The 21,287-nt window shown below is 68.9% G+C and carries 16 protein-coding genes and 1 pseudogene; 13 read left to right on the plus strand and 4 right to left on the minus strand.

What is annotated here, in order from left to right; genetic code table 11:
* Positions 1-25: 25 nt before the first annotated feature.
* Genes AC1RU4_RS04670 through AC1RU4_RS04680 form a run of 3 tightly spaced genes read right to left on the minus strand, consistent with a single transcriptional unit; the run spans position 26 to position 3,703 of the window.
* Positions 26-2,338 carry a xanthine dehydrogenase family protein molybdopterin-binding subunit gene (locus tag AC1RU4_RS04670; RefSeq protein WP_492889864.1) on the minus strand — a complete coding sequence of 771 codons (2,313 nt, stop codon included), beginning with the start codon at positions 2,336-2,338 and terminating at the stop codon, positions 26-28.
* Positions 2,335-2,808, minus strand: a complete 474-nt coding sequence (locus AC1RU4_RS04675; protein WP_492889865.1) for a (2Fe-2S)-binding protein — start codon at positions 2,806-2,808, stop codon at positions 2,335-2,337. The genes AC1RU4_RS04670 and AC1RU4_RS04675 overlap by 4 nt, the downstream gene beginning before the upstream one ends.
* A 28-nt stretch (positions 2,809-2,836) precedes the next feature.
* Positions 2,837-3,703, minus strand: coding sequence for an FAD binding domain-containing protein (locus AC1RU4_RS04680; protein ID WP_492889866.1), 867 nt, complete (start codon positions 3,701-3,703; stop codon positions 2,837-2,839).
* A gap of 351 nt (positions 3,704-4,054) precedes the next feature.
* Here AC1RU4_RS04680 and AC1RU4_RS04685 point away from each other — a divergent pair, with 351 nt between their 5' ends.
* From AC1RU4_RS04685 to AC1RU4_RS04695, 3 genes are all read left to right on the plus strand, one after another.
* A complete protein-coding gene (locus AC1RU4_RS04685) occupies positions 4,055-5,248 on the plus strand; it encodes an ABC transporter substrate-binding protein (RefSeq protein ID WP_492889867.1) in 1,194 nt (397 codons plus the stop codon).
* 227 nt (positions 5,249-5,475) lie between these two features.
* Complete coding sequence (locus tag AC1RU4_RS04690) at positions 5,476-7,371, plus strand: hydantoinase B/oxoprolinase family protein (protein ID WP_492889868.1); 1,896 nt, start codon at positions 5,476-5,478, stop codon at positions 7,369-7,371.
* The gene (locus AC1RU4_RS04695; protein ID WP_492889869.1) at positions 7,359-9,422 is read left to right on the plus strand and encodes a hydantoinase/oxoprolinase family protein; all 2,064 of its coding nucleotides are present in this window, start codon (positions 7,359-7,361) and stop codon (positions 9,420-9,422) included. The genes AC1RU4_RS04690 and AC1RU4_RS04695 overlap by 13 nt, the downstream gene beginning before the upstream one ends.
* Here the strand turns inward: AC1RU4_RS04695 and AC1RU4_RS04700 are convergent.
* Entirely contained in the window at positions 9,362-10,360 is a 999-nt protein-coding gene (locus AC1RU4_RS04700) for a LysR family transcriptional regulator (protein ID WP_492889870.1), read from the minus strand. The genes AC1RU4_RS04695 and AC1RU4_RS04700 overlap by 61 nt on opposite strands.
* 108 nt (positions 10,361-10,468) lie before the next feature.
* Here AC1RU4_RS04700 and AC1RU4_RS04705 point away from each other — a divergent pair, with 108 nt between their 5' ends.
* The 10 genes and pseudogenes from AC1RU4_RS04705 to AC1RU4_RS04750 all read left to right on the plus strand — a co-directional run.
* A complete protein-coding gene (locus tag AC1RU4_RS04705; protein ID WP_492889871.1) occupies positions 10,469-11,221 on the plus strand; it encodes an ABC transporter ATP-binding protein in 753 nt (250 codons plus the stop codon).
* Positions 11,211-11,948 (plus strand): ABC transporter ATP-binding protein, encoded by a 738-nt coding sequence (locus AC1RU4_RS04710; RefSeq protein ID WP_492889872.1) that lies wholly within the window; start codon positions 11,211-11,213, stop codon positions 11,946-11,948. Before AC1RU4_RS04705 ends, AC1RU4_RS04710 begins: the two co-directional genes overlap by 11 nt.
* Positions 11,945-12,865 (plus strand): branched-chain amino acid ABC transporter permease, encoded by a 921-nt coding sequence (locus AC1RU4_RS04715; RefSeq protein ID WP_492889873.1) that lies wholly within the window; start codon positions 11,945-11,947, stop codon positions 12,863-12,865. The genes AC1RU4_RS04710 and AC1RU4_RS04715 overlap by 4 nt, the downstream gene beginning before the upstream one ends.
* A complete protein-coding gene (locus tag AC1RU4_RS04720; RefSeq protein ID WP_492889874.1) occupies positions 12,865-13,947 on the plus strand; it encodes a branched-chain amino acid ABC transporter permease in 1,083 nt (360 codons plus the stop codon). The genes AC1RU4_RS04715 and AC1RU4_RS04720 overlap by 1 nt, the downstream gene beginning before the upstream one ends.
* 167 nt (positions 13,948-14,114) lie before the next feature.
* A complete protein-coding gene (locus AC1RU4_RS04725; protein WP_492889875.1) occupies positions 14,115-14,522 on the plus strand; it encodes a nuclear transport factor 2 family protein in 408 nt (135 codons plus the stop codon).
* Positions 14,523-14,626: 104 nt separating this feature from the next.
* On the plus strand, positions 14,627-16,360 hold the full coding sequence (locus tag AC1RU4_RS04730; protein ID WP_492889876.1) for a hydantoinase B/oxoprolinase family protein: 1,734 nt from the start codon (positions 14,627-14,629) through the stop codon (positions 16,358-16,360).
* Complete coding sequence (locus AC1RU4_RS04735) at positions 16,357-18,411, plus strand: hydantoinase/oxoprolinase family protein (RefSeq protein WP_492889877.1); 2,055 nt, start codon at positions 16,357-16,359, stop codon at positions 18,409-18,411. Before AC1RU4_RS04730 ends, AC1RU4_RS04735 begins: the two co-directional genes overlap by 4 nt.
* Positions 18,405-19,409 carry a glucose-6-phosphate dehydrogenase (coenzyme-F420) gene (gene fgd / locus AC1RU4_RS04740; protein ID WP_492889878.1) on the plus strand — a complete coding sequence of 335 codons (1,005 nt, stop codon included), beginning with the start codon at positions 18,405-18,407 and terminating at the stop codon, positions 19,407-19,409. The genes AC1RU4_RS04735 and fgd overlap by 7 nt, the downstream gene beginning before the upstream one ends.
* A gap of 97 nt (positions 19,410-19,506) precedes the next feature.
* Positions 19,507-19,869, plus strand: a complete 363-nt coding sequence (locus AC1RU4_RS04745) for a leucine zipper domain-containing protein (RefSeq protein ID WP_492889879.1) — start codon at positions 19,507-19,509, stop codon at positions 19,867-19,869.
* 120 nt (positions 19,870-19,989) lie between these two features.
* Positions 19,990-20,832: pseudogene (locus AC1RU4_RS04750) on the plus strand (IS3 family transposase); the annotation flags it as partial.
* Positions 20,833-21,287 lie beyond the last annotated feature (455 nt).

Consider the following 21,287-nt stretch of genomic DNA (forward strand, 5'->3'; position numbering starts at 1 on the left):
GTCGGGTGGAAGGGAAGGCCGGCATTCAGGCGCGAGCGACGTCGCGCTCGTTTTCCATCAAGGCGGCGAGCACGTCCTCGGGGGTGATGGGAATGGCGCGGATCGGCCGGCCGATGGCATCGCTGACCGCACAGGCCACCAGCGCCGCCGGCAGCAGGATCGGCGGCTCGGCCGCGCCCTTGGCGCCATTGGGGCCGTCGGCAGCGGGATTCTCGGTGATAATCGCCTCGACGCGCGGCGTGTTCAGCGCGATGGGCAGGCGATAGGCCTCGAAGCTCTTTTCCAGCGTCTCGCCCGTCTCATCGATGCGCAGGCTCTCATACAGCGCGAAGCCGAGACCCTGGGTGACGGCGCCCTGGATCTGGCCGCGCAGCGCCGTGTGGTTCACCACCTTGCCGACCTCCTGCGCCACCACATAGCGCAGCACGGTGACGCCGCCGGTGACGGGATCGACCTCCACCTCGATGGCGTGGACGTGATAGGTCGGGCAGGCGAAATAGCCGAACAGCAGGCCGCTGGCGCAGCTCGGATCGTAGGGCGTCGGCGGGCCGAGCGCATGGCGGCCGCTGCCGGTCAGCGTGCCGAGCCCGAAAGTGGACGTGGCGCCCACCGTCGCCAGCGGGATCAGCCGGCCGGGCGCGGCCGCGACGCGCACCATGCCATCCGCCAGCTCCAGCTCGCGGGGCGAGGCTTGCAGCAGCGGCGCGGCGGTCTCGAAGATCTTCTGCTTCAGCTCGCCGGCGGCCTTCATCGCCGCCATGCCGGCCACCTGGGTGGTGCGGCTGCCCTGCGAGCCGCCGTCGAAACCACCGATATCGGTGTCGGGATCGGGGATGATGACGTCGTCCGGATCGATGCCGAGTTCCTGCGCCACGATCTGGCGGATGCCGGTCGTCACCGCGCCGGAGCCGTTCTCGCTGGCGCCGCTGAGGATGACGACCGAGCCGTCCTCCTGCAATTTGGCGGTGGCCGAGCCGGGCAGCGGATTGACCAGCCAGATGGCGGGGGCGATGGCCCGGCCGCGATAAGGCTTCCTCTCGCCCTCCCACGGGATGATCTTCTCCACCGCCGCGAACTGGTCGTGCAGGATCGAGGCGTCCGGCAGCGCCTGGCCGTTGGCGAGCGTGTCGCCGTCGACGAACAGGTGGCGCATGCGATATGCGCGGCGGTCGACGCCGAGCCGGGCGGCGATGCTGTCCATGTGGCTTTCGAGCGCCGCATACATCGGCACGCCGGTGACGCCGCGCATGGCGGCGGTGGGCGGGGCATTGGTGTAGACGAGGCGGCTGGCGGCGCGCAGCCGGCCGACGCGGTAGCTCATCGCCGAGAAGTAGAACGGGAAGCAGGCGAGGAACGCCGTCTCGCCGGTATAGGCGCCATTGTCCATGTAGCAGTCGGCGTCGCGGGCGAGGATGTTGCCGTCGGCGTCCAGCGCCGAGCGCAGCTTGACGATCAGCCCCTCGCGCGAGGTGGCGGTGATGATGTCCTCGCTGCGGGTGTTCAGGATCTTCACCGCCCGCCCGCCGGCGGCGCGCGACAGCGCCACCGCGTGCGGCTCGACGCTGGCGTCGAGCTTGCCGCCGAAGCCGCCGCCGAAAATGTGGCCGATCACCCGAACCTTCGAGATCGGCATGCCGAAATACTGGCCGAGCCGGATGCGGATATTATACGGCCATTGCGAGCCGCAATGGACGGTGATCCGCCCCTCGCGGAAGATGCCGACGGCGTTCTTCGGCTCGAGATAGCCCTGATATTGCCGCTGGGTGCGGAACTCGTCCTCCACCACATGCGCGGCACCGGCGAAGATGCCGTCAATGTCGCTGAGGTCGCCGAGGCTGCAGGATTCGGCGGCGATATTGCCATAGCGCGGGAAGTTGATGCCCTCGTGATCGGCGAGCGCGTAGTGGGCGATGTCGGGATGGATCTTCGGCGCATCGGCCGCGAGCGCGGACTCGATGGTGCCGCAGGCGCGGGTCGCCTCGATCTCCAGCACGATGGCGTCGCGGGCGCGCCGTGCCTGGTCGAGCGTGTCGGCCGCCACCGCGGCGATCGGCTCGCCGATATAGCGCACCACCTCGGCGGCGAACATCGGCGTGTCGCGGACGATCCAGCCGGCCAGCACCGGCGGTACGTCGGCAGCGCTGACCACCGCGCGCACGCCTGGCATGGCGCGGGCCTTCGACAGGTCCAGCCCGACGATCCGCCCCGCCGCCACCGGCGCGCGCAGGATCACGCCGTGCAGCATGCCGGGCTCGGCATAATCGGCGCAGAAGATGGTCTCGCCTTTGGTCTTGCCGAGCGCGTCCGGGCGCGCGTAATCGCCGTCGACGGTTTTCACGGGGTAGGCTCCCTGAGCTGGCGGGCGGCGTCGAGCGTGGCGTCGAGGATCTGCGTGTAGCCGGTGCAGCGGCACAGGTTGCCGCTGATCGCGTGGCGCACCGTGCCCTCGTCGAGCGGCTCCGCGCTGCGCAGCAGGCCGGTGAGCGCGACGACGAGGCCGGGGGTGCAGAAGCCGCACTGCACCGCGCCATGGGCGACCATCGAGTCCCGCAGCGCGTCGGCCGCGCGGTCGCTCAGCCCCTCGACGGTTTCCACCTGTCGGCCGGCCACGGCTTCCGCGGCATAGATGCAGGCATCGACCGGCATGCCGTCGAGCAGCACGGTGCAGGCGCCGCATTCGCCCTCGCGGCAGCCGTCCTTGGTACCGGTGAGGAAGAGGCGGCCGCGCAGGGCGTCGAGCAGCGTCTCCAGCGGCGCGACCTCGAAGGTCTCCTCGCGTCCGTTGATCCAGGCATTCACACGCGGCATTTCGGATCCTCGACTAGACAGCGACGGCTCATGCGGGGCAGCTGGCGGCAGCGGCGATGCAGGCGCGCAGCACGCGCTCGAACACGCGGGGCACCACGGCCGTGCGGTAGGCGGCGCTGCCGCGGGTGTCGGTGATGGGGCTGGCGGCAGCAAGCAGAGCGGCCGACGCCTCGCGCAGGCCGTCCGCGTCGAGCGGCCGGCCGATCAGCACCGCTTCCGCCGCGTGGGCGCGGAAGGGCACCGGACCCATGGCGCCGATGGCGATGCGCGCGTCGTCGAGCGTGCGCCCGTCGGCGCCGAGCCGCACCCGCACCGCCACCGAGGCGATGGCGATCTCCATCGCGCCGCGCCGGCCGACCTTCTCGAACATGTCGGCTTCCAGCGGGCCGGCAGGGTCGAGTTCGAAGCCGATCACCAGTTCGTCCGGGGCGCGCGCCGTGCGACGACGGCCAAGGATGAACTCGGCGAGCGGCAGGCTGCGCGTGCCCTCCGCACTCTCCAGCCACACGCGGGCGCCATGGGCGAGCAGCGGCGGCACGAGGTCGGCGGCGGGCGAGGCGTTGCAGACATTGCCGCCGACCGTGCCGACATTCTGGGTCTGCCAGCCGCCGCTGAGCGAGGCGGCGAGGGCAAGGCCGGCATAGGGCCCGCCGGCGAAGCGGTCGGCCAGCGTCTTCTGGGTGACGAGGGCGCCGATATGCGCCCGGCCGGTGCTCATATCGAGCCCGCGCAGTTCGGCGAGGCGTTCGATATGGATAACCGCCGCCGGCTGGCGTTCCTGCCGGGCGATCTGCACCATCAGGTCGGTTCCGCCGGCCAGCGGCGCGGCATCGCTTCCGAAACGGCCGAGCACCGAGAGCACCTCGGCCTTGCTGGCTGCGCTGATGAACTCCACGCCGTCACTCCGCTCGCAATCGCGCCGTGCGAAATCCTGCAATCTGGATCGAGTCTAGCCGGCGGCCCGGCGGCTGCCCAATGCCGTCGATGCACCGGCTGATGCGCGCGGGGCATCAGCCGGGCGGCCGGGGCCGAACCCAGGCCACCCGGCGGTCGGGCCCGCCCTCGACCGCCGCCGGGCGGCGCGATTTATGATTTACCGGCCGTCACCCGTGCTGACCAAGCATTGGTCCGGCTTTCGCCCCCATGCCTACACTCGATGCAATCGGGTTTCGCCGTTTCGCACGCCTCATCGGGATGCGGATTGCGCGGACCCCCTGTCGACAGGATTCAAACGGGGAACACAAGCATGACCGTACGGCGCATTTTATCGCTCTTCCTGCTGACGGCGGCCGGGTTCGCCGCCACGGCCGGCGCGTCGCAGGCCGCGGACGACATCGTCGTCGGCTTCGCTGTCTCCAAAAGCGGCTGGATGCAGGCCTATAGCGTGCCGCCCATGGTGGCCGCCAAGATCAAGATCGACGAGATCAATGCCGCCGGGGGATTGCTCGGCCGCAAGATCCGCACCATCGAGGCCGACGTGAAGACCGACCAGGTGCAGGGCACCAAGGCGGCGCAGGACGTCATCTCCAAGGGCGCCGACCTGGTCGTGGTCGATTGCGACTTCGACGTTGGCGGTCCGGCGGCGCTGAAGGCGCAGGCGGCGGGCAAGATCTCCTTCTTCCTGTGCGCCGGCGATCCGAAGGCCGGCGTCGACGGCATCGGCAGCTTCTCCTTCTCGGGCGGCAATGCGGCGCCGCTCGGCGGCATCGCCATCGCCACCTGGGGCTTCAAGGAGCGGGGCTACCGCACCGCCTACGTGCTGACCGACGACACCATCGCCTATTCCAAGTCGGAATGCGCCGGCTTCAAGTATCAGTGGCCGCTGCTGGAAGGCGCCAAGCTGGTGGGCACCGACACGTTCCAGAACGGCGACCCGTCGATCGCGGTGCAGATCAACCGCATCAAGGCGCTGCCGCAGAAGCCGGACGTGATCGCGCTGTGTTCCTACACGCCGGGCGGCGCCAGCGCCGTGCGTCAGATCCGCGCCGCCGGCATCGACATTCCGATCGTCTCCGGCATCGCCATGGACGGCACCTACTGGCTTTCCGCCGTGCCCAACCTGTCCAACATGTGCGTGGCGACCTTCGGCTCGATCTATGGCGATGCGCCGGAGCCGGAGCTTGCGGCCTTCATCGGCAAGTACAAGACGGCGACGGGCGAACTGCCGGCCACCGCCTATCCGCTGACCGGCTACGCGATGATCGAATTGTGGTCGAAGGCGGTGGAGCGCGCCAATTCGGTGGCGACCAAGCCGGTGGTCGCCGAGCTCAACAAGATGAAGGACGAGCCGACCATCCTCGGTCCGCGCGGCTTCAGCCCCGAGCTGCACATCCAGTCCAAGGCCCGGTTCGCGATGATCTGCATCGAAGGCGGCCAGCCCAAGTTCCAGGGCTACTGGACGGCGGGGCCGGTCGAAAAGGCGGTCCTGATGAAGAATTGACCCCTGCCGGGGCCGCCGCACCCGCCGGGCCTACCCGGCGGGTGCTTGCTTTCCAGGCCCGCCGGATCCACCCGGCGGGCGCCGGCTTTCCAGGCCCGGCACGGCGGGCACCCGCGCCAGGGATCCGTGTCCAAACGGCATTGGACGCATGGGAGGGCAGGCTGCTCCAATTCCCGGACGTTCCGCCTCCCCAGGAGGCCTTTCCACAGGTGAAGGAGCAATCCGTCGTGATCCGGGATCCGAACGACCAGAGCCACGGCATCAGGCTCGTCTCCAGCGACGCGCCTCCGGCGGCGAATACCGGGCGCGGCGGGCGGCGAAGCGCCCGGCCCGACCCGGCCCGGCTCGCGGCCGATGCGATGCGGCGGATCGATCTCGACATCATCGTCGCCAAGCTGCGCGCCGTAACCGACGAGATGGCCGCCGTGCTGGTGCGCACCAGCACTAGCCCGGTGGTGAAGGAGATCCTCGATTTCGCCTGCTGCATCTGCGACGCCGACGGGCGGCTGGTGGCCCAGAACAACGGCATCACCGTACTCACCGGCACCATATCCGGCCAGCTCGGCGCGCTGCGCCGCAAGTTCGCCGCCACGATGCGGCCGGGCGACATCTTCATCACCAACAATCCCTATGACGGCAACACCCACACCGCCGACGTGACGCTGGTGAAGCCGGTCTTCGTCGAGGGCGAACTGGTCTGCTTCACCACGGCCACCGCGCACTGGAGCGACCTCGGCGGCAAGGTGGCCGGCTCGCTGTCACCCGATGCGGTGGAGATCTTCGAGGAGGGCCTGCGCCTGCCCAATCTGCGCATCGTGCGCGAGGGGATGCTGCAGGAGGACCTGGTCGACATGATCTTCGGCAATGTCCGGCTGCCGGAGACGACGCGGGCGGACCTCGCCTGCCAGCTCGCCGTGGTCCGCCTCGCCGAGGCACGGGTGCGCGAGATGCATGCCGCCTATGGGCTCGACCTGCTGGCGGAGAGCTTCGAGCGCGTCCTCGACCTCGGCGAGAGGCTGTGCCGCGCGGCGGTGGCGGCGCTGCCGAAAGGCGTGTTCAACGCCCGCGGCGCCATCGAGGTGAGCGGCGAGCCCGGCGGACGTGTGCCGATCCAGGTTCGCATCGGCATCAGCGGCAACGAGATCACCGCCGACTTCACCGGATGCGGCCCGCAGCAGCCGGTGCCGCTGAACTGCACCCGCGGCGCGCTGGAGGCGGCGGCCAAGGCGGCGCTGATGGCGGTGCTGCGGCCCGGCGCGGCGCTGAACGATGGCTGGTTCCGGCCGCTGAAAGTGGTGGCGCCGGAGGGCACCATCGTCACCGCCCGCAGCCCGGCGCCCACCGGCTGGTGCTACGAGGCGGCCTCCTGCGTAATGGACCTCGTGTGCAAGGCGCTCGCCCAGGCGGTGCCGGAGCGGCTGGGGGCGGGCAGCTATACCAGCCTGTGCGTCGCCTATTTCGGCGGGCGCGATGCCGATGGCGGCACCGATTTCGTGCTGGTCGAGCCGCATGTCGGCGGCTGGGGCGGATCGGCGCAGGCCGACGGGGCGAGCGCGCTGATCGCTCCCGCCGATGGCGATACCTATAACCACCCGGTCGAGATGCTGGAGGCCGGCTACCCGATCCGCGTCACCGCCTATGCGCTGAACCAGGAGGCCCGGCCTGGGTCCGGTACCTTCCGCGGCGGCTTCGGGGTCGTGCGCAGCTACGAGATGCTGGCCGACGACCTGTTTTTCTTCACCAGCCTCGGACGCTCCGCCGAGGGGCCGTGGGCGATCGGCGGCGGCGAGCCCGGCAGCGCCAATTATTTCGAAGTCGAGACCGGCGGCACGATCGTGCGCGGCTCGCGCGCCAGCTTCCGCACGCTGCGGCGCGGCGACAAGGTACGGATCGCCACCGGAAATGGCGGCGGCTTCGGCGAGCCCTTCGCGCGTGATCCCGCCGCCGTGCTCGCCGATCTCGCCAATGGCCATCTCGACGCGGCGACGGCGGCGGATCTCTACGGCGTCGCGGTGCGCGAGCAGGACGGCGGCTTCGTGCTGGACGAGGCGGCGACCGCCCGGTTGCGGGCGGGCGATGGCCATGGCGATGGAGCAGGGGGCGGCACGCAATGGGTCCGCTGACCATCGATATCGGCGGCACCTTCACCGATGTCGTCTTCCTCGACGAGGAGACAGGCGCCATCCGCACCGCCAAATCGTTGAGCCGGCCGACCGCCGGTTCCGAAAGCGTGCTGGAGGCGATCGCCAATGTCGGGGCGCGGCCGGAGGAGGTGACCCATCTGGTGCTCGGCAGCACGGTCGCCATCAACACCATTCTGCAGCGCCGCGGCGCCCGCACCGCCTTCGTCACCACCGCCGGCTTCCGCGACATATTGGAGATCGGCCGCGGCAACCGGCCCGACCTCTATAATTTCCGCTACCGCAAGCCCGAGCCCTTCGTCCCCCGCGCGCGCTGCCACGAGGTGCGCGAGCGTATCGCCGCCGATGGCGAGGTGCTGGAGACGCTGCGCGAAGAGGATCTCGACGCCGTCGCGCGCGCGTGCCGGCAGGATGGGGTGGAAGCGATCGCCATCCAGTTCCTGCACAGCTATCGCGAGCCGCGCCACGAGGCGGAGGCGGCCGCCTTCCTGCGCGGGGCGCTGCCGGAGGTGGCGGTGACCGCCTCGCATGAGATCTGCCGGGAATGGGGCGAGTTCGAGCGCGCCAGCACGACGGTGTTCAACGCCTATCTCCAGCCGGTGGTGCGGCGGCAATTCGCCGCGATCGAGCAGGCGCTGCGCGGCTCGGGCTTTGCCTGCCCGCTCTATGCGATGCAGTCCAATGGCGGCATCGCGACCTTCGCGCAGGCGATGGCGCACCCGGTGACGCTGATCGAATCCGGCACGTCGGGCGGCATGAATGCGGCCGCCTTCATCGCCGAGACCTGCGGCGAAGCCAAGGTGATCTATCTCGACATTGGCGGCACCACCGCCAAATGCGCGGTGATCGCCGATTTTCAGCCGAAGATTGCCGGCGAATGCTGGATCGAGCGCACGCGCACCAGCACCGGCTATCCGGTGCGCATCCCGGTGGTCGACATCGTCGAGATCGGCACCGGCGGCGGCTCCATCGGCTGGATCGATGAGGGCGGCGTGCTGCAGGTCGGCCCGCGCAGCGCCGGCGCCGACCCGGCCCCCGCCTGCTACGACCGCGGCGGCGTCGAGCCGACCCTGACCGATGCCGACCTGATCGCCGGGCTGATCCGCCCGGATTATTTCGCCGAGGGGCGCATCCATCTTGTGTCCGAACGAGCGATCGCGGCGATGGAACGACTGAGCCGGCCGCTAGGGCTGGATCCGCAGCAGGTGGCCTCGTCCATGCGGCGGATCGCCGATGCGGCGATGATCGATGCGCTGCGCCTGGTTTCCGTACAGCGCGGCCACGATCCGCGCGATTTCGTGATGGTGGCGGGCGGCGGCGGCGGCCCGCTGCACGCGGCGCGTCTCGCTGAAGAGCTCGGCGTGCGCGAAGTGATCATCCCGCGCCATCCCGGCTATGTCTCCGCCTTCGGCATGCTGGTGACCGCGCCGCGCCGCGACTTCGTCAAGACGCAGCCGGTGGCCGCCTCGGCCTTCGAGAGCGGCTTGCTGGCGCGGGTGTTCGGCGAGTTGGAGGAGCAGGCGCGGGACTATTTCGCGGCGTCCGGCCCGCTCGCCGCCGGCGATCTGCTGTTCGACCACCTGATCGACGCTCGCTATGTCGGCCAGCACAGCTGCCTGACCCTGCGCGTCGACCCGCTTGGCGCCACGGCACCGGACCTCGCCGAGCGCTTCGCCGACGAGCACGAGAACGCCTTCTCTTTCCGGCTCGACGGTCACGAGATCGAGTTCGTCACCTGCCGGCTGGTGGCGACGCTGCGCACCGCGCCGCCGGAACTCGCCCCGCCGCCCGCGGCCGATACGGCGCCGCCGGAGCGAGCGGCGCAGGAACGGATGGTCGATCTGAGCGAATTCGGCCGGCAGAAGATCCGTGTCTTCGCCCGCGACGGCCTGCCGACGAATCTCGAGCTGGCGGGGCCGGCGCTGATCGAGGAGCCGTCCTCGACCACCGTGGTGCTGCCCGGCCAGCGCTTCTATCTGGACGAGCTCGGGCTGCTCCACCTCATCCCGGCCGTGGCGGGAGCGACGTCATGAGCGCCCGCGCGGCCGCCGCGCCGCGTCGGATCGGCGCGCTCCCCGCGCTGCTCGGCCGTATAGGCGCTGACGGTGGCGGCGAATTCGGCGAGAACCGGCGTGGCGTTCTCCTTGTGCCAGGCGCAGTGGAGATCGAAGCTGAGCGGCGTATCGACCAGCGGTCGGGCGACCACGCCGCCGCGGGTGGTGCTCTGCACGCTCGCCGGACAGATGCCGATGCCGGTCTCGGCGGCGACGAAGGCCATCATCGCCTCGGTGTTCTGCACGTCCTGGCTGACCTGCGGGATGAAGCCGGCCTTGACGCAGAGATGCTGGATCTCCTGCCGGTGCGCGCTCCAACCCTCCTGCGCCAGCATGACGAAGCGTTCGCGGGAGAGGTCGGCGAGGGTGATCTTCGATTTCAGCGTCAGCCGGTGCGAGACCGGCATCACCACCACCGCCGGGTCCGACTGCACGCAGCGCAGGTCGAAGCGCGCGTCGCGCACCGGGCCGAGGATGAAGCCGCAATCGATGCGGCGCTCGGCGAGCAGGCGGACGATGTCCTCCGGCGGCAGCGGGGCGAGTTCCAGCTTGGCGCCGGGATGGCGCTTCTTGAAGCGGCGCACGATGGCCGGCAGCGCGCCGAGCAGGGCGACGTCGACATAGCCGATCGACAGCGAGCCCATGTCGCCGCGCCCGACGCGCTGGGCGGCCTGAACGCCTTCGGTCATCTGCTGCATGAACTGCACGCAATTGTCGCGGAAAACCTGTCCCGCCGCGGTGAGCTGCACGCTGCGGGTGCTGCGCTCCAGCAGGCGGACCTCCAGCAAGGCTTCGAGGCCCTGGATGGTCCGGCTCAGGGCGGGCTGGGCAATGTTCAGCCGGTTCGCCGCCTTGCCGAAATGCAGCTCCGACGCGACGGCGAGGAACGCTTTGATGTGCCGGATCTCGATATGCATCCCTGCGGCCTCCTCATAGGACGACCCGATCAAGCAACTTTCATGCCGGCCCAAGCAGGCTCCTGCCCCTCCGGGCGAATAAGTCCCTGACAGAAAAGGGAATTCGTTATGCCAACTCCCATGCCAATTGCGCAGAAACTGGAAATCCGCTCCGCCAGCGTCGTGTTCGACGGGCTGGTCGCCCTGGAGGGTGTCAGCGAGACGCTGGAGCCCGGGGAGATCCTCGGCCTCATCGGCCCGAACGGCGCCGGCAAGACCACGCTGGTAAATGTCGTCACCGGCTTCCAGCCGCTCAGCACCGGGGAGATCCTGCTCGACGGAAGGTCGGTGGGCGGGCTGAAACCTTACGAGATGCGCCGCCGCGGCGTGTCGCGCACCTTCCAGGCCGGGCGGCTGTTCCAGACCATGACGGTGCGGGAAAATGTCGAGCTTGCCGCCTTTTCGACCGGCGCGACGCGGCGCGAGGCCCGCCAGCAGGCCGACGAACTGATCGAGTGGATCGGCCTTGCCGACAAGGCCGCGCTGACCACCGGCGCGCTGCCCTATTCCGACGAGCGGCGCGTCGGCATCGCCCGCGCGCTGGCCGGCTCGCCGGCCTTCCTGCTGATGGACGAGCCGGCGGCCGGTATGTCGGATGTCGAGTGCGACCGGCTGATCGAGCTGGTGCACGAGATCCCTCGCCGCTTCGGCGCCGCCGTGATGCTCATCGAGCACAACGTGCGCATGGTCGTCGCCGTCTGCAAGCGCATGCATGTGCTCGACACCGGCCGCACCATCGCCACCGGCACGCCGGAGGCGGTGCGCGCCAATCCCGCGGTGGTGCGGGCCTATTTCGGAGAGGAGCGCCGCCATGAGGCTTGAGCTCGACGGCATCAGCGTCCATTACGGCCGGCTCGCCGCCGTCCGCGACCTCGCCCTCACCATCGAGACCGGCGAGGTGGTCTCCATCGTCGGCCCCAACGGCGCCGGCAAGACCACGACCCTGCTCACCGTCTCCGGCGTGCTGCGGCCCACGCGCGGCGCCATCGTCTATGACGGCGCGCGCATCGACGGCACCGCGCCGGAAGACATCGCCCGGCTCGGCATCGCCCATGTGCGCGAGGGGCGTCACACCTTCACCACCATGACGGTGGAGGAGAACCTGCTGGTCGGGCTGTGCCTGCGCCGGGACAAGGCGCAGGCGCGACGGGAAATGGCCGAGCTGTTCGAGCGCTTTCCCCGCCTCGCCGAACGCCGCCGCCAGCCGGCCGGCAAGCTCTCCGGCGGCGAGCAGCAGATGCTGGTCATCGCCCGTGCGCTGCTGAGCCGGCCGAAGCTCATGATCGTCGACGAGCCCTCGCTGGGCCTCGCCCCGCTCATCGTCGACCAGGTCTACGAGATGCTGCTCGACCTCAACCGCACGCAGGGCATGACGCTGCTCATCGTCGAGCAGAAACTGGAACGGGCGCTGGCATCCGCCAACCGCCTCTATGTGATGCGCAGCGGCGAACGGCAGGCCGAGGGCGATCCCGGCCTTCCCGCCGACGAGCAAACCATCCGCAACGCCTATTTCGGCTTCACCGACCATCCCCCGAGGGACGCGGCATGATCAGCCAATTCATCCAGATCATCATCACGGCGCTCAGCCTCGGCAGCCTCTATGCCCTTGCCGCGCTCGGCATCGGGCTGATCTTCGGCGTGCTGCGGCTGGTGAACTTCGCCTATGGCGCCTTCATCACCATCGGCGCCTTCGCGCTGATCGTGCCTTCCACCTCCGCCATGGCCGATCTGGGCATCGGCGGCCTGCCGACGCTGCTGATCATTCCGCTGATCACCGCCATCGTGGTCGCGGTCGCCATCCTGTCGGAGGCGCTGGTGTTCCGCCGCCTGCGCAGCGCCTCGCCGGCGACGCTGATGATCGCCTCCTTCGCGCTCGGCTACACGCTGCAGAACCTCATCATCATGATCAATGGCAGCCGCCCCAAGGCGGTGGGCCTGTGGAGCGGGCTGATGGAGGGGGTGACGCTGGCCGAGGGCATCAGCATCCCGCGCCTGCAATTCTTCATCATCGGGCTGACGGCTCTGTTCCTCGTCAGCCTGCTGCTGTTCCTCAACCGCACCTCGCTCGGCCTGCAGATGCGGGCGGCGGCCGAGGACTTCCAGATGGCGCGCATGCTCGGGGTGCGCGGCAACCGGGTGATCGGCGCCGCCTTCGCCATCAGCGGCGTGATCGCGGCGGCGTCCTCGCTGATCCTCGTCGTGCAGACCGGCGTGCTCGACTACGAGATGGGCGTGCCGCTGATGCTGTTCGGCTTCATCTCCACCGTGATCGGCGGCATGGGCAGCCTGCTCGGCACCGTGGTCGGCGGCTATCTGGTCGGCGTGATGAGCGTGCTGCTGCAGGCCTTCCTGCCGCAGGAACTCAGCGGCTTTCGCGACGCCATCGTGTTCGCCTGCGTCATCCTGATCCTGGTCGTGCGCCCGCAGGGCCTGCTGTCGTCTCCCGCCATGAAGGAACGCGTCTGATGAGCGATCTCTCCCTCGCCGATCGCCGGCGCGCGTCCGATACGGGCATGCTGCGCGCCGCGTGGCCATTGGTGCTGATGGCGGCGCTGACCGTCGCCATCACCGTTCTCATCCAGGCATGGGGCGGCGACAGCTTCAGCGAGGCGCTGGTGGAAGGGCTGATAAGGCTGACCATCGTCGTCGGGCTCTACGTGTTCGTCGGCAATACCGGCATCATCTCCTTCGGCCATATCGGCTTCGTCATCATCGGCGCCTATGGCACGGCGTGGCAGACCTGCTGCGTCGACAACCGGGCGATGTTCATGCCGGGACTGCCCGGCTTCCTGATGACGATGGACAACGACCCGCTGCTCGCGGTGCTGCTCGGCGGCGCGCTGGCCGGCGCGGTGGCGCTGTTCACCGGGCTGGTGCTGATGCGCCTCGTCGGCATCGCCGCCTCGATCGGCACCTTCGCCTTCTTCATCGTGGTGCATTCGGTCTATCTGCACTGGGACGGATGGACCGGCGGGCCGCGGGCGGTGATCGGCATCCCGACCGCCACCACGGTATGGTCGGCGCTGGCCTTCGCCCTGCTGGCGATGCTGGTGGCGTTCCTTCATGCCCGCTCGCGCACCGGCACCTCGGCACGAGCGGCGCGCGACGACGAGGTCGCGGCACTCGCCTCCGGCGTCCACGTGATCCGCCACCGGCTCATCGCCTTCGTGCTGAGCGCGGTGATGGCCGGCATTGCCGGCGGGCTGATGGCGCAGTTTCTCGGCATGCTCACCGTCTCGACCTTCTATCTCGACATGGCCTTCGTCACGCTGGCCATGCTGGTCGTCGGCGGGCGGCAGTCGCTGTGCGGCGCGGTGGTCGGCACCATTGCGATTTCGGTATTGATCGATGCCCTGCGCAAGCTGGAGACCGACGTGACGGTGTTCGGCGCCAATCTGCCGAGCAATTCGGCCGAGGTGGGGCTGGGCCTCGTCATGCTGCTGATCCTGATCTTCCGGCCCGACGGCCTGTGCCGGAACCGGGAAATCCTCTGGCCGTTCAAGCGCGAGGCCGGCGAGGCCGGCGGCGCGCACAAGCGCCAGTCGTGAGACACCCGGCGGCACGCGCGCGGCCCCAGCGGCGCGCGGCCATCCATGCCTGCCGATGATGGCCGGACCCTCCATCAGCATTGGCAGGCCGACAGGCCCTCTTGCTAGCCTGCATCAGGTCGTGACCCCGACGTGTCACCCGAATGCGAGAACGGGATCTTCCGCTCATGTCCGACATCTCTGCCGAAAGCGTTGTCCGCAGCTATCTCGACTACCTTGCCCGCGGCGACGCGGCCGGCATCGTCGCCCATTTCGCCGATGACGGCGTGATCGACATGCCCGGCACCAGCGCCCTGCCATGGGCCGGCCGCTGGACCGGGATCGAGACCATCCGCGAGTATTTCCAGATCATGCCGGCGGCGCTGGAAATCCGCGCCCACACCCACAACACCTGGGTTGTGGACGGCGACAAGGTGGCCGTGACCGGGACCGAGGTCGGCGCCTCCAAGATCACCGGCAAGGAATACACCGCCAAATGGTGCTGGGTGTTCCACATCCGCGACGGCAAGATCGCGGTCTGGGACGCCTACGAGGACACCGAGGCGATGTTCAATTGCGGCCCCTGGCGCGCCTGAGGCGCCCCCGCGCGACGCGCCACCCGGCCCCCGGGCGCCCATGGCGGCGGGGCTCGCGGGCGGCAGCGCCCCCTCATTCCATCTGAAAAACGACAGGAAACGCGGTGACTGCGACCGTTACCGAACGGCGTGCCCAGTCCGCCGGGCTCAACGCCGTTACCCATGAGATCATCCAGGGCAAGCTGCTGTCGACGGTGGACGAGATGGCCATCGTGATGGCCCGCACCAGCATGAGCCCGGTGATCTACGAGGTGCTCGATTTCGCCTGCGGCATCTGCGCTCCCGACGGGTCGCTGATTGCCCAGGCCAACGGCATCACCCTGTTCACCGGCACCTTCTCGACCCAGGTGCGCTCGCTGATGGCGCGCTTCGGCGACGATCTCGCGCCCGGCGACATATTGATCACCAACGATCCCTATAGCGGCGGCACCCATGCCTGCGACTTCGCCATCGTGCGGCCGGTCTTCGTCGAGGGCGCGCTGATCGCCTTCGCGATCAACGTGGCGCATTGGCTCGATGTCGGCGGCGCGGTGCCGGGCAGCCTGCCGCCCAACGCCAATTCGGTGTTCCAGGAGGGGTTGCGCCTGCCCGGCGTGCGCATCGCGCGCGCCGACATGCTGCTGCCGGACATGGTGCGGGTGATTTCCGAGAATGTGCGCCTGCCGGAACTCGCGATCGGCGACCTCAACGCCCAGATCGCCACCGTGCGCGTCGCCGAGGCGCGGCTGTTGGAGATCGTCGGCAAATACGGCGTGGACACGCTGGAAGCGTCGGTCCGGCGGCTGCTCGCCGACAGCGAGGCGCGCGCCCGCGCGGTGATCGCCGCGCTGCCGGACGGCGTCTACCGCGCCTGCGACATCATCGACGGCGACGGCGCCTCGGAGGACCCCATCGACGTCATGGTGGCGGTGACCATTGCCGGCGACACGATCGAGGTCGATTATCGCGGCTGCCCGGCCGCCCGGCCCGGCCCGATCAACTGCTCGCGCGGCGCGCTGCTCTCGGCGGTGAAGACGGTGTTCAAGGCGCTGGTGGCGCCGCAGGAGCCTTCGAACGAGGGCTGGTTCGCGCCGCTGAACGTGATCGCCGACGACGGCACCCTGTTCACCGCCGAGAAGCCCTCGCCGACCGGCTGGTATTATGAAGGCTCGGTGCACGCCTCCGAACTGGTGTGGAAGGCGATTGCCGGGCTGGTGCCCGAACGCATGTCGGCAGGCTCCTATACCAGCCTGTGCGCCACCTATATTTCCGGCCGCGACGCGGCGGGGCAGGCCTTCGTGCATGTCGAGCCCGAGCATGGCGGCTGGGGCGCCTGCCGCGACCGCGACGGGGCGAGCGGCCTGATCGCGCTGACCGATGGCGACACCTACAATTATTCCGTCGAGGTGATCGAGGCCAAATTCCCGCTGCTGGTCCGGCAATATGCCTACAATGTCGATGACGGGGTGGGAGCAGGACAGTTCCGCGGCGGCTACGGGCTGGTGCGCGATTACGAGATCCTCTCCGACGATGCGCAGGTGCATTGCGGCATCGGCCGCACCCGCACCGCTCCCTGGGCCATGGATGGCGGGCAGGACGGCCGTTGCAACGCCCTCGACGTGCTGCGCGGCTCGGGCGAGCGCGTGGCGCTTACCCGCTCGCCGCCGGTCAGCCTCGCCCGCACCGATATCGTGCGCATCCGCACCGGCGGCGGGGGGGGCTGGGGGCCGGCCGCCAAGCGCGATCCGGCCGCCGTCGCGCAGGATGTGCGCGACGGTTTCCTCTCCCCCGAGGAGGCGCTGAAGCTCTACGGCTTCACCGCCCCCGGCGATCCGACTGAAAGCGGGGCTTCCCGATGATCCGGCTTGCGACCGATGTCGGCGGCACCTTCACCGACCTGATCGGCTATGACGACGCCAGTGGCCGCATCTACACCGCGAAGGTGCTGACGACCGTGGACGACCAGTCGCGCGGCGTCATTGATGCCGTGACCGACGCCCGCACCCGCCAGGACATGCCGACCGACGCCATCGGCTTCTTCGTCCATGGCGGCACCACCGTCATCAACGCCATTACCGAGCGCGCCGGCGTCCGCACCGCGCTGCTGACGACCAAGGGCTTTCGCGACGTGCTGGCCATCGGGCGCGGCAACCGGCCGGACCTCTACAATCTGCGCTCGATGACGCCGCCGCCCTTCGTGCCGCGCCATCTGCGCTTCGAGGTGCGCGAGCGGCTCGACGCCACCGGCCGCGTGATCGCGCCGCTGGCGGAAGCGGACGTACTCGCCTGCGCCGAGGCCTGCCGCGCCGAGGGCGTGGAGGCGATCGGCATCGTGCTGCTGCATTCCTATGCCGACCCGGCGCATGAGAAGCGCTGCGCCGAGATCTTGCGCGAGGCGCTGCCCGGCGTGCAAATCTGCGCCAGCCATGAATTGTCGCGGCAATGGCGCGAATATGAGCGTTCCAACACCGTGGCGCTCAATGCCTATGTGCAGCCGATCGTCCGGCACTATTTCGGCAATCTCGGCCGCTCGCTCGACGAGAACGGCCTGTCCTGCCCCTACTACGCCATGCAGTCGAATGGCGGCATCGCCCGTTTCGACCAGGCCGGGCGGGCGCCGCTCACCCTGATCGAATCCGGCCCTGCCGGCGGCGTCGCCGGGGCGGCGCGGATCGGCGTCGCGCTGGGCGAGCGGGACGTGATCTATCTCGATGTCGGCGGCACCACCGCGAAATGCTCGATCATCAAGGACGGCCGGCCCACCGTCGTGCCTGAGTACCGGCTGGAGCGCACCCGCACCTCGCCGGGCTACACGATCCAGGTGCCGGTGGTCGACATCGTCGAGGTGGGCGCCGGCGGCGGCTCCATCGCCTGGTTCGACCCGAGCGGGCGGTTGCGGGTCGGCCCGCGCAGCGCCGGCTCCACCCCCGGCCCGGCCTGCTATGGCCGCGGCGGCACCGAGCCGACCGTGACCGACGCCAAGCTGGTGGTCGGCATCCTCGACCCCGCGCGCTTCGCCGAAGGCCGGCTCGCCCTCGACGTGAAGGCGGCCCGCACGGCGGTGGGCGCCGTCGCCATGCGGCTCGACATGAGCGTCGAGGCGGCCGCCGAGGCCATCATCGAGATCGCCGAGGAGAGCATGATCAGCGCGTTGAAGCTGATCACCGTGCAGCGCGGCCACGATCCGCGCGACTTCGCCTTCATCGTCTCCGGCGGCGCCGGGCCGATGCTGGCGGCGCATCTCGCCCGCGAGATGAAGGTGCGCGCCTGCGTCATCCCCAGCCAGCCGGGCATCTTCTCCGCCTGGGGCATGCTGGCGGCGCGTCCGCGCATCGATGTGCGGCGCATGCTGCTCGCCCCGGTGGACACGACGCTGGGAGGGCGCCTCGCGGTGCTGTTCGCCGAGATGGAGACCGAAGCGGCCGAGTATTTCGAGGTTGCCGATGCCACCACGCTGGCGCTGGTGCAAGTCATGGAGGCGCGCTACCGCAACCAGGAGCACAGCGTCGCCTTCGAATGCCCGCCCGATGCGCCGCCGGAGGAGATCCTGCGCCGCATGCACGCCGCCCATCGCAAGGCCTTCACCTTCGACCTGCCGGACGTTCCGGTGGAGCTGACCAATATTCACCTGCAGGCCGAAATATCCGTCGAGACGGTGCCGGTGCAGATCCGCGCCGCCGCCGGGAGCGGCCGCAACCGCCCGGTGCGCCGGCGCCCGCTCTATCTCGGCGCCGCCGGCGGCTGGCTCGATTGTCCGGTCTATTGGCGCGACGACCTGCTGGTCGGGCAGGAAACGCTCGGCCCGGCGCTGATCGAGGAGCCGACCACCACCACGCTGGTCCTGCCGGGACAGGGCTTCGTGCTCGACCGCACCGACCAGATCATCATTCGCGAGGCTGACACATGCTGAGCTTCGGCTACAAGGCTTCCGCCGAGCAGTTTGGCCCGCGCGACCTGCTCGACTTCGCCGTGCTGGCGGAACATGCCGGCTTCGACTCGGTGATGATCAGCGATCATTTCCAGCCCTGGAAGCACACGGACGGGCATGCGCCGTTCTCGCTGTCGTGGCTGGCGGCGGCAGGCGCACGTACCTCGCGCATCCGGCTCGGCACCAGCGTGCTCACCCCGACGTTCCGCTACCACCCCTCCATCGTCGCCCAAGCCTTCGGCACCATGGGCGCGCTGTTCCCCGGCCGCCTGATCCTAGGCATCGGTACGGGTGAGTCGCTCAATGAAGTGCCAGCCACCGGCTTCGAGTGGCCGGAGTCGAAGGAGCGCTTCGCTCGCCTGCGCGAGGCCGTCGATCTCATCCGCCGCCTGTGGAACGAGGAGCGGGTGACCTTCCAGGGCACCTATTACCGCACCGCCAGCGCCACCATCTACGACCGCCCCGACGAACCCGTGCCGATCTATATCGCCGGCGCCGGACCGATGATCGCCAAATATGCCGGCCGCGTCGGCGATGGCTTCATCTGCACCTCCGGCAAAAAGCCGGAGCTCTATACCGAGACGCTGCTGCCCAACCTCGAAGCTGGCCTGGAGGTGGTGAGCCGACCAGCTGACTCGATCGATCGGATGATCGAGATGAAAGTCTCCTTTGACACGAATATCGACCGGGCATTGGCCGACACCCGGCACTGGGCGGCGCTCGCGCTTACTCCAGAGGAAAAGATGTCGGTCGAGGATCCCGTCGAGATGGAGCGCCTCGCCGACGCGTTGCCGATCGAGCGGGCAGCAAGCCGTTGGATCGTCTCCGTTGACCCAGATGAACATGTCGAGCGCATCCGGCCCTATGTCGAGATGGGCTTCCGCCATCTGGTATTCCACGCACCGGGTTCCGACCAGGCACGCTTCATCCGTCTTTACGCCACGCACGTCCTGCCGCGATTGCGGGCCGCATTCGGCTGACAGAGCGGCAGCTAGCTGTGACTTCTGGAGAGGTTGTTCATCGCCCGCGAGAGCCTGAAGGTGATCGTTGCCACACGCAACACCGCAGGACGCGAGGATGAACAACCGGCATCAGAATGCGCGAACGACAGCGCTTGGTCGAGCCGAGATGGTTCGCCGGATCGTCGAGGAAGGCCGGCCCGTTGCCGAGGTGGCGGCCGGCTTTACCGTCAGCGAGTGCACCGCCGGCAAATGGTTCGCGCGTTGGCGGGCGGAAGGATCGGCCGGCCTTCAGAACCGCTCCTCCCGGCCGCACGCCGCAGACGATAGGGCATGCCAGTTCTGGCGGGATCTGGCGGCCCGGCTACGGCGGGACTATCGCCTGACCGGCGCGGAAATCGCCTCCCGGCTGGGATTGGCCCGTTCCACCGTCGCCGCTCCGGTGAACCGCCCTGGGTTTGTCGGAAGCCCCAACTCCTGAGAGGATGGGGCTTATGACGAGCAAGACGACGAACAAGTTCTCGCCTGAGGTGCGCGCCCGCGCGGTGCGGATGATGCTGGACCACGAAGCCGAGCATCCGTCGCGCTGGCGGCGATCACCTCGATCGCCCCGTCAACCTAGCATGAGCATGTCGCCAAGCGGAGCGATCCGAGGAAGCTCTCGGCTCGGGAGAAGCGAGACCTGGAACCGAAGCCTCAGATCGAGCGCGTATCCGGAGAGAACTTCGAGGTCTACGGCGCCCGCAAGGTCTGGCGGCAGATGGTGCGCGAGGGGGTTGACGTTGCCCGGTGCACGGTCGAACGTCTGATGGTCGACCTCGGCCTGCACGGTGGCATTCGCGGTAAGCCCCTCCGCACGACCGTCCAGGACAAGGCCGCGCCGTACCCGCTGGACTATGTCAACCGGGTGTTCCACGCGCCAGCGCCGAACCGGCTCTGGATCTCGGACTTTACCTACGTTTCGACCTGGTCGGGCTTCGTCCACGTCGCCTTCGTGATCGATGCCTATGCCCGGCGGATCGTCGGCTGGCGGGTGAGCCAAACGGCTCATGCCAGCTTCGTGCTCGACGCATGGGAGCAGGCCCTGCACGAGCGCCGCCCTGTGCACCGCGGTGGGCTGGTGCAGCATGGCGACCGTGGCTCTCAGTCTGTAAGCATCCGCTACACCGAGCGCCTTGCCGAAGCGGGCATCCAGCCCTCCGTCGGCAGCGTGGGCGCCAGCTATGACAACGCTCTCGCCGAGACGATCGACGGACTCGACAAGGCCGAGGTGATCCATCGACGCGGGTCATGGCGATCCTTCGAGGCCGTGGAGTTCGCGACGCAGACCTGGGTCGATTGGTTCAACAGTCGCCGGCTGCTGGAGCCTATCGGCAACATCCCGCCGGTCGAAGCCGAGGAACGCCAGTACGCGATGCTGGACGAGCCAGCCATCGCAGCCTGACTCAAACCAAACGGCCGCCGGCGAACCCGGGACGGTTCACCTTGCCCGGATATGAGCCGGTTGAGATCGGGTCATATCGTTATCAGCGCCGGTCTGAGTCGAGAGTGGTTCGGCAGTTTTGTGGTTGGATCAACACTGAGGCACGAAACCTCGATTGAGTGCTGTCGCGAAACTCCCAAGTTTTGCGACTTGCGAAAATCACGAGACTTGCACGGCGTTCTTGCCTCAATGACTCCATGTCGTCAGGTCGTGCGAAGTGCGCGTGTGAAAGTAGCTGTCTCGTGGGGCCGTTGTCCGTTTGTCCTTGTATTGGGTCTCTGGCGGCCGATGGTTCTCGAGAAATCTGACCACCCCAATGCGTCCGCTTTTTCGCATGCCGCCAATGACCGCTCCTGGCGCTCGGCATGCCAGAGCTGCTGACACCAAGTACCGGCCAAGCGAGCTAATAGAGCCCA

The organism is Ancylobacter sp. GW821-FHT10E12, from assembly GCF_058809335.1.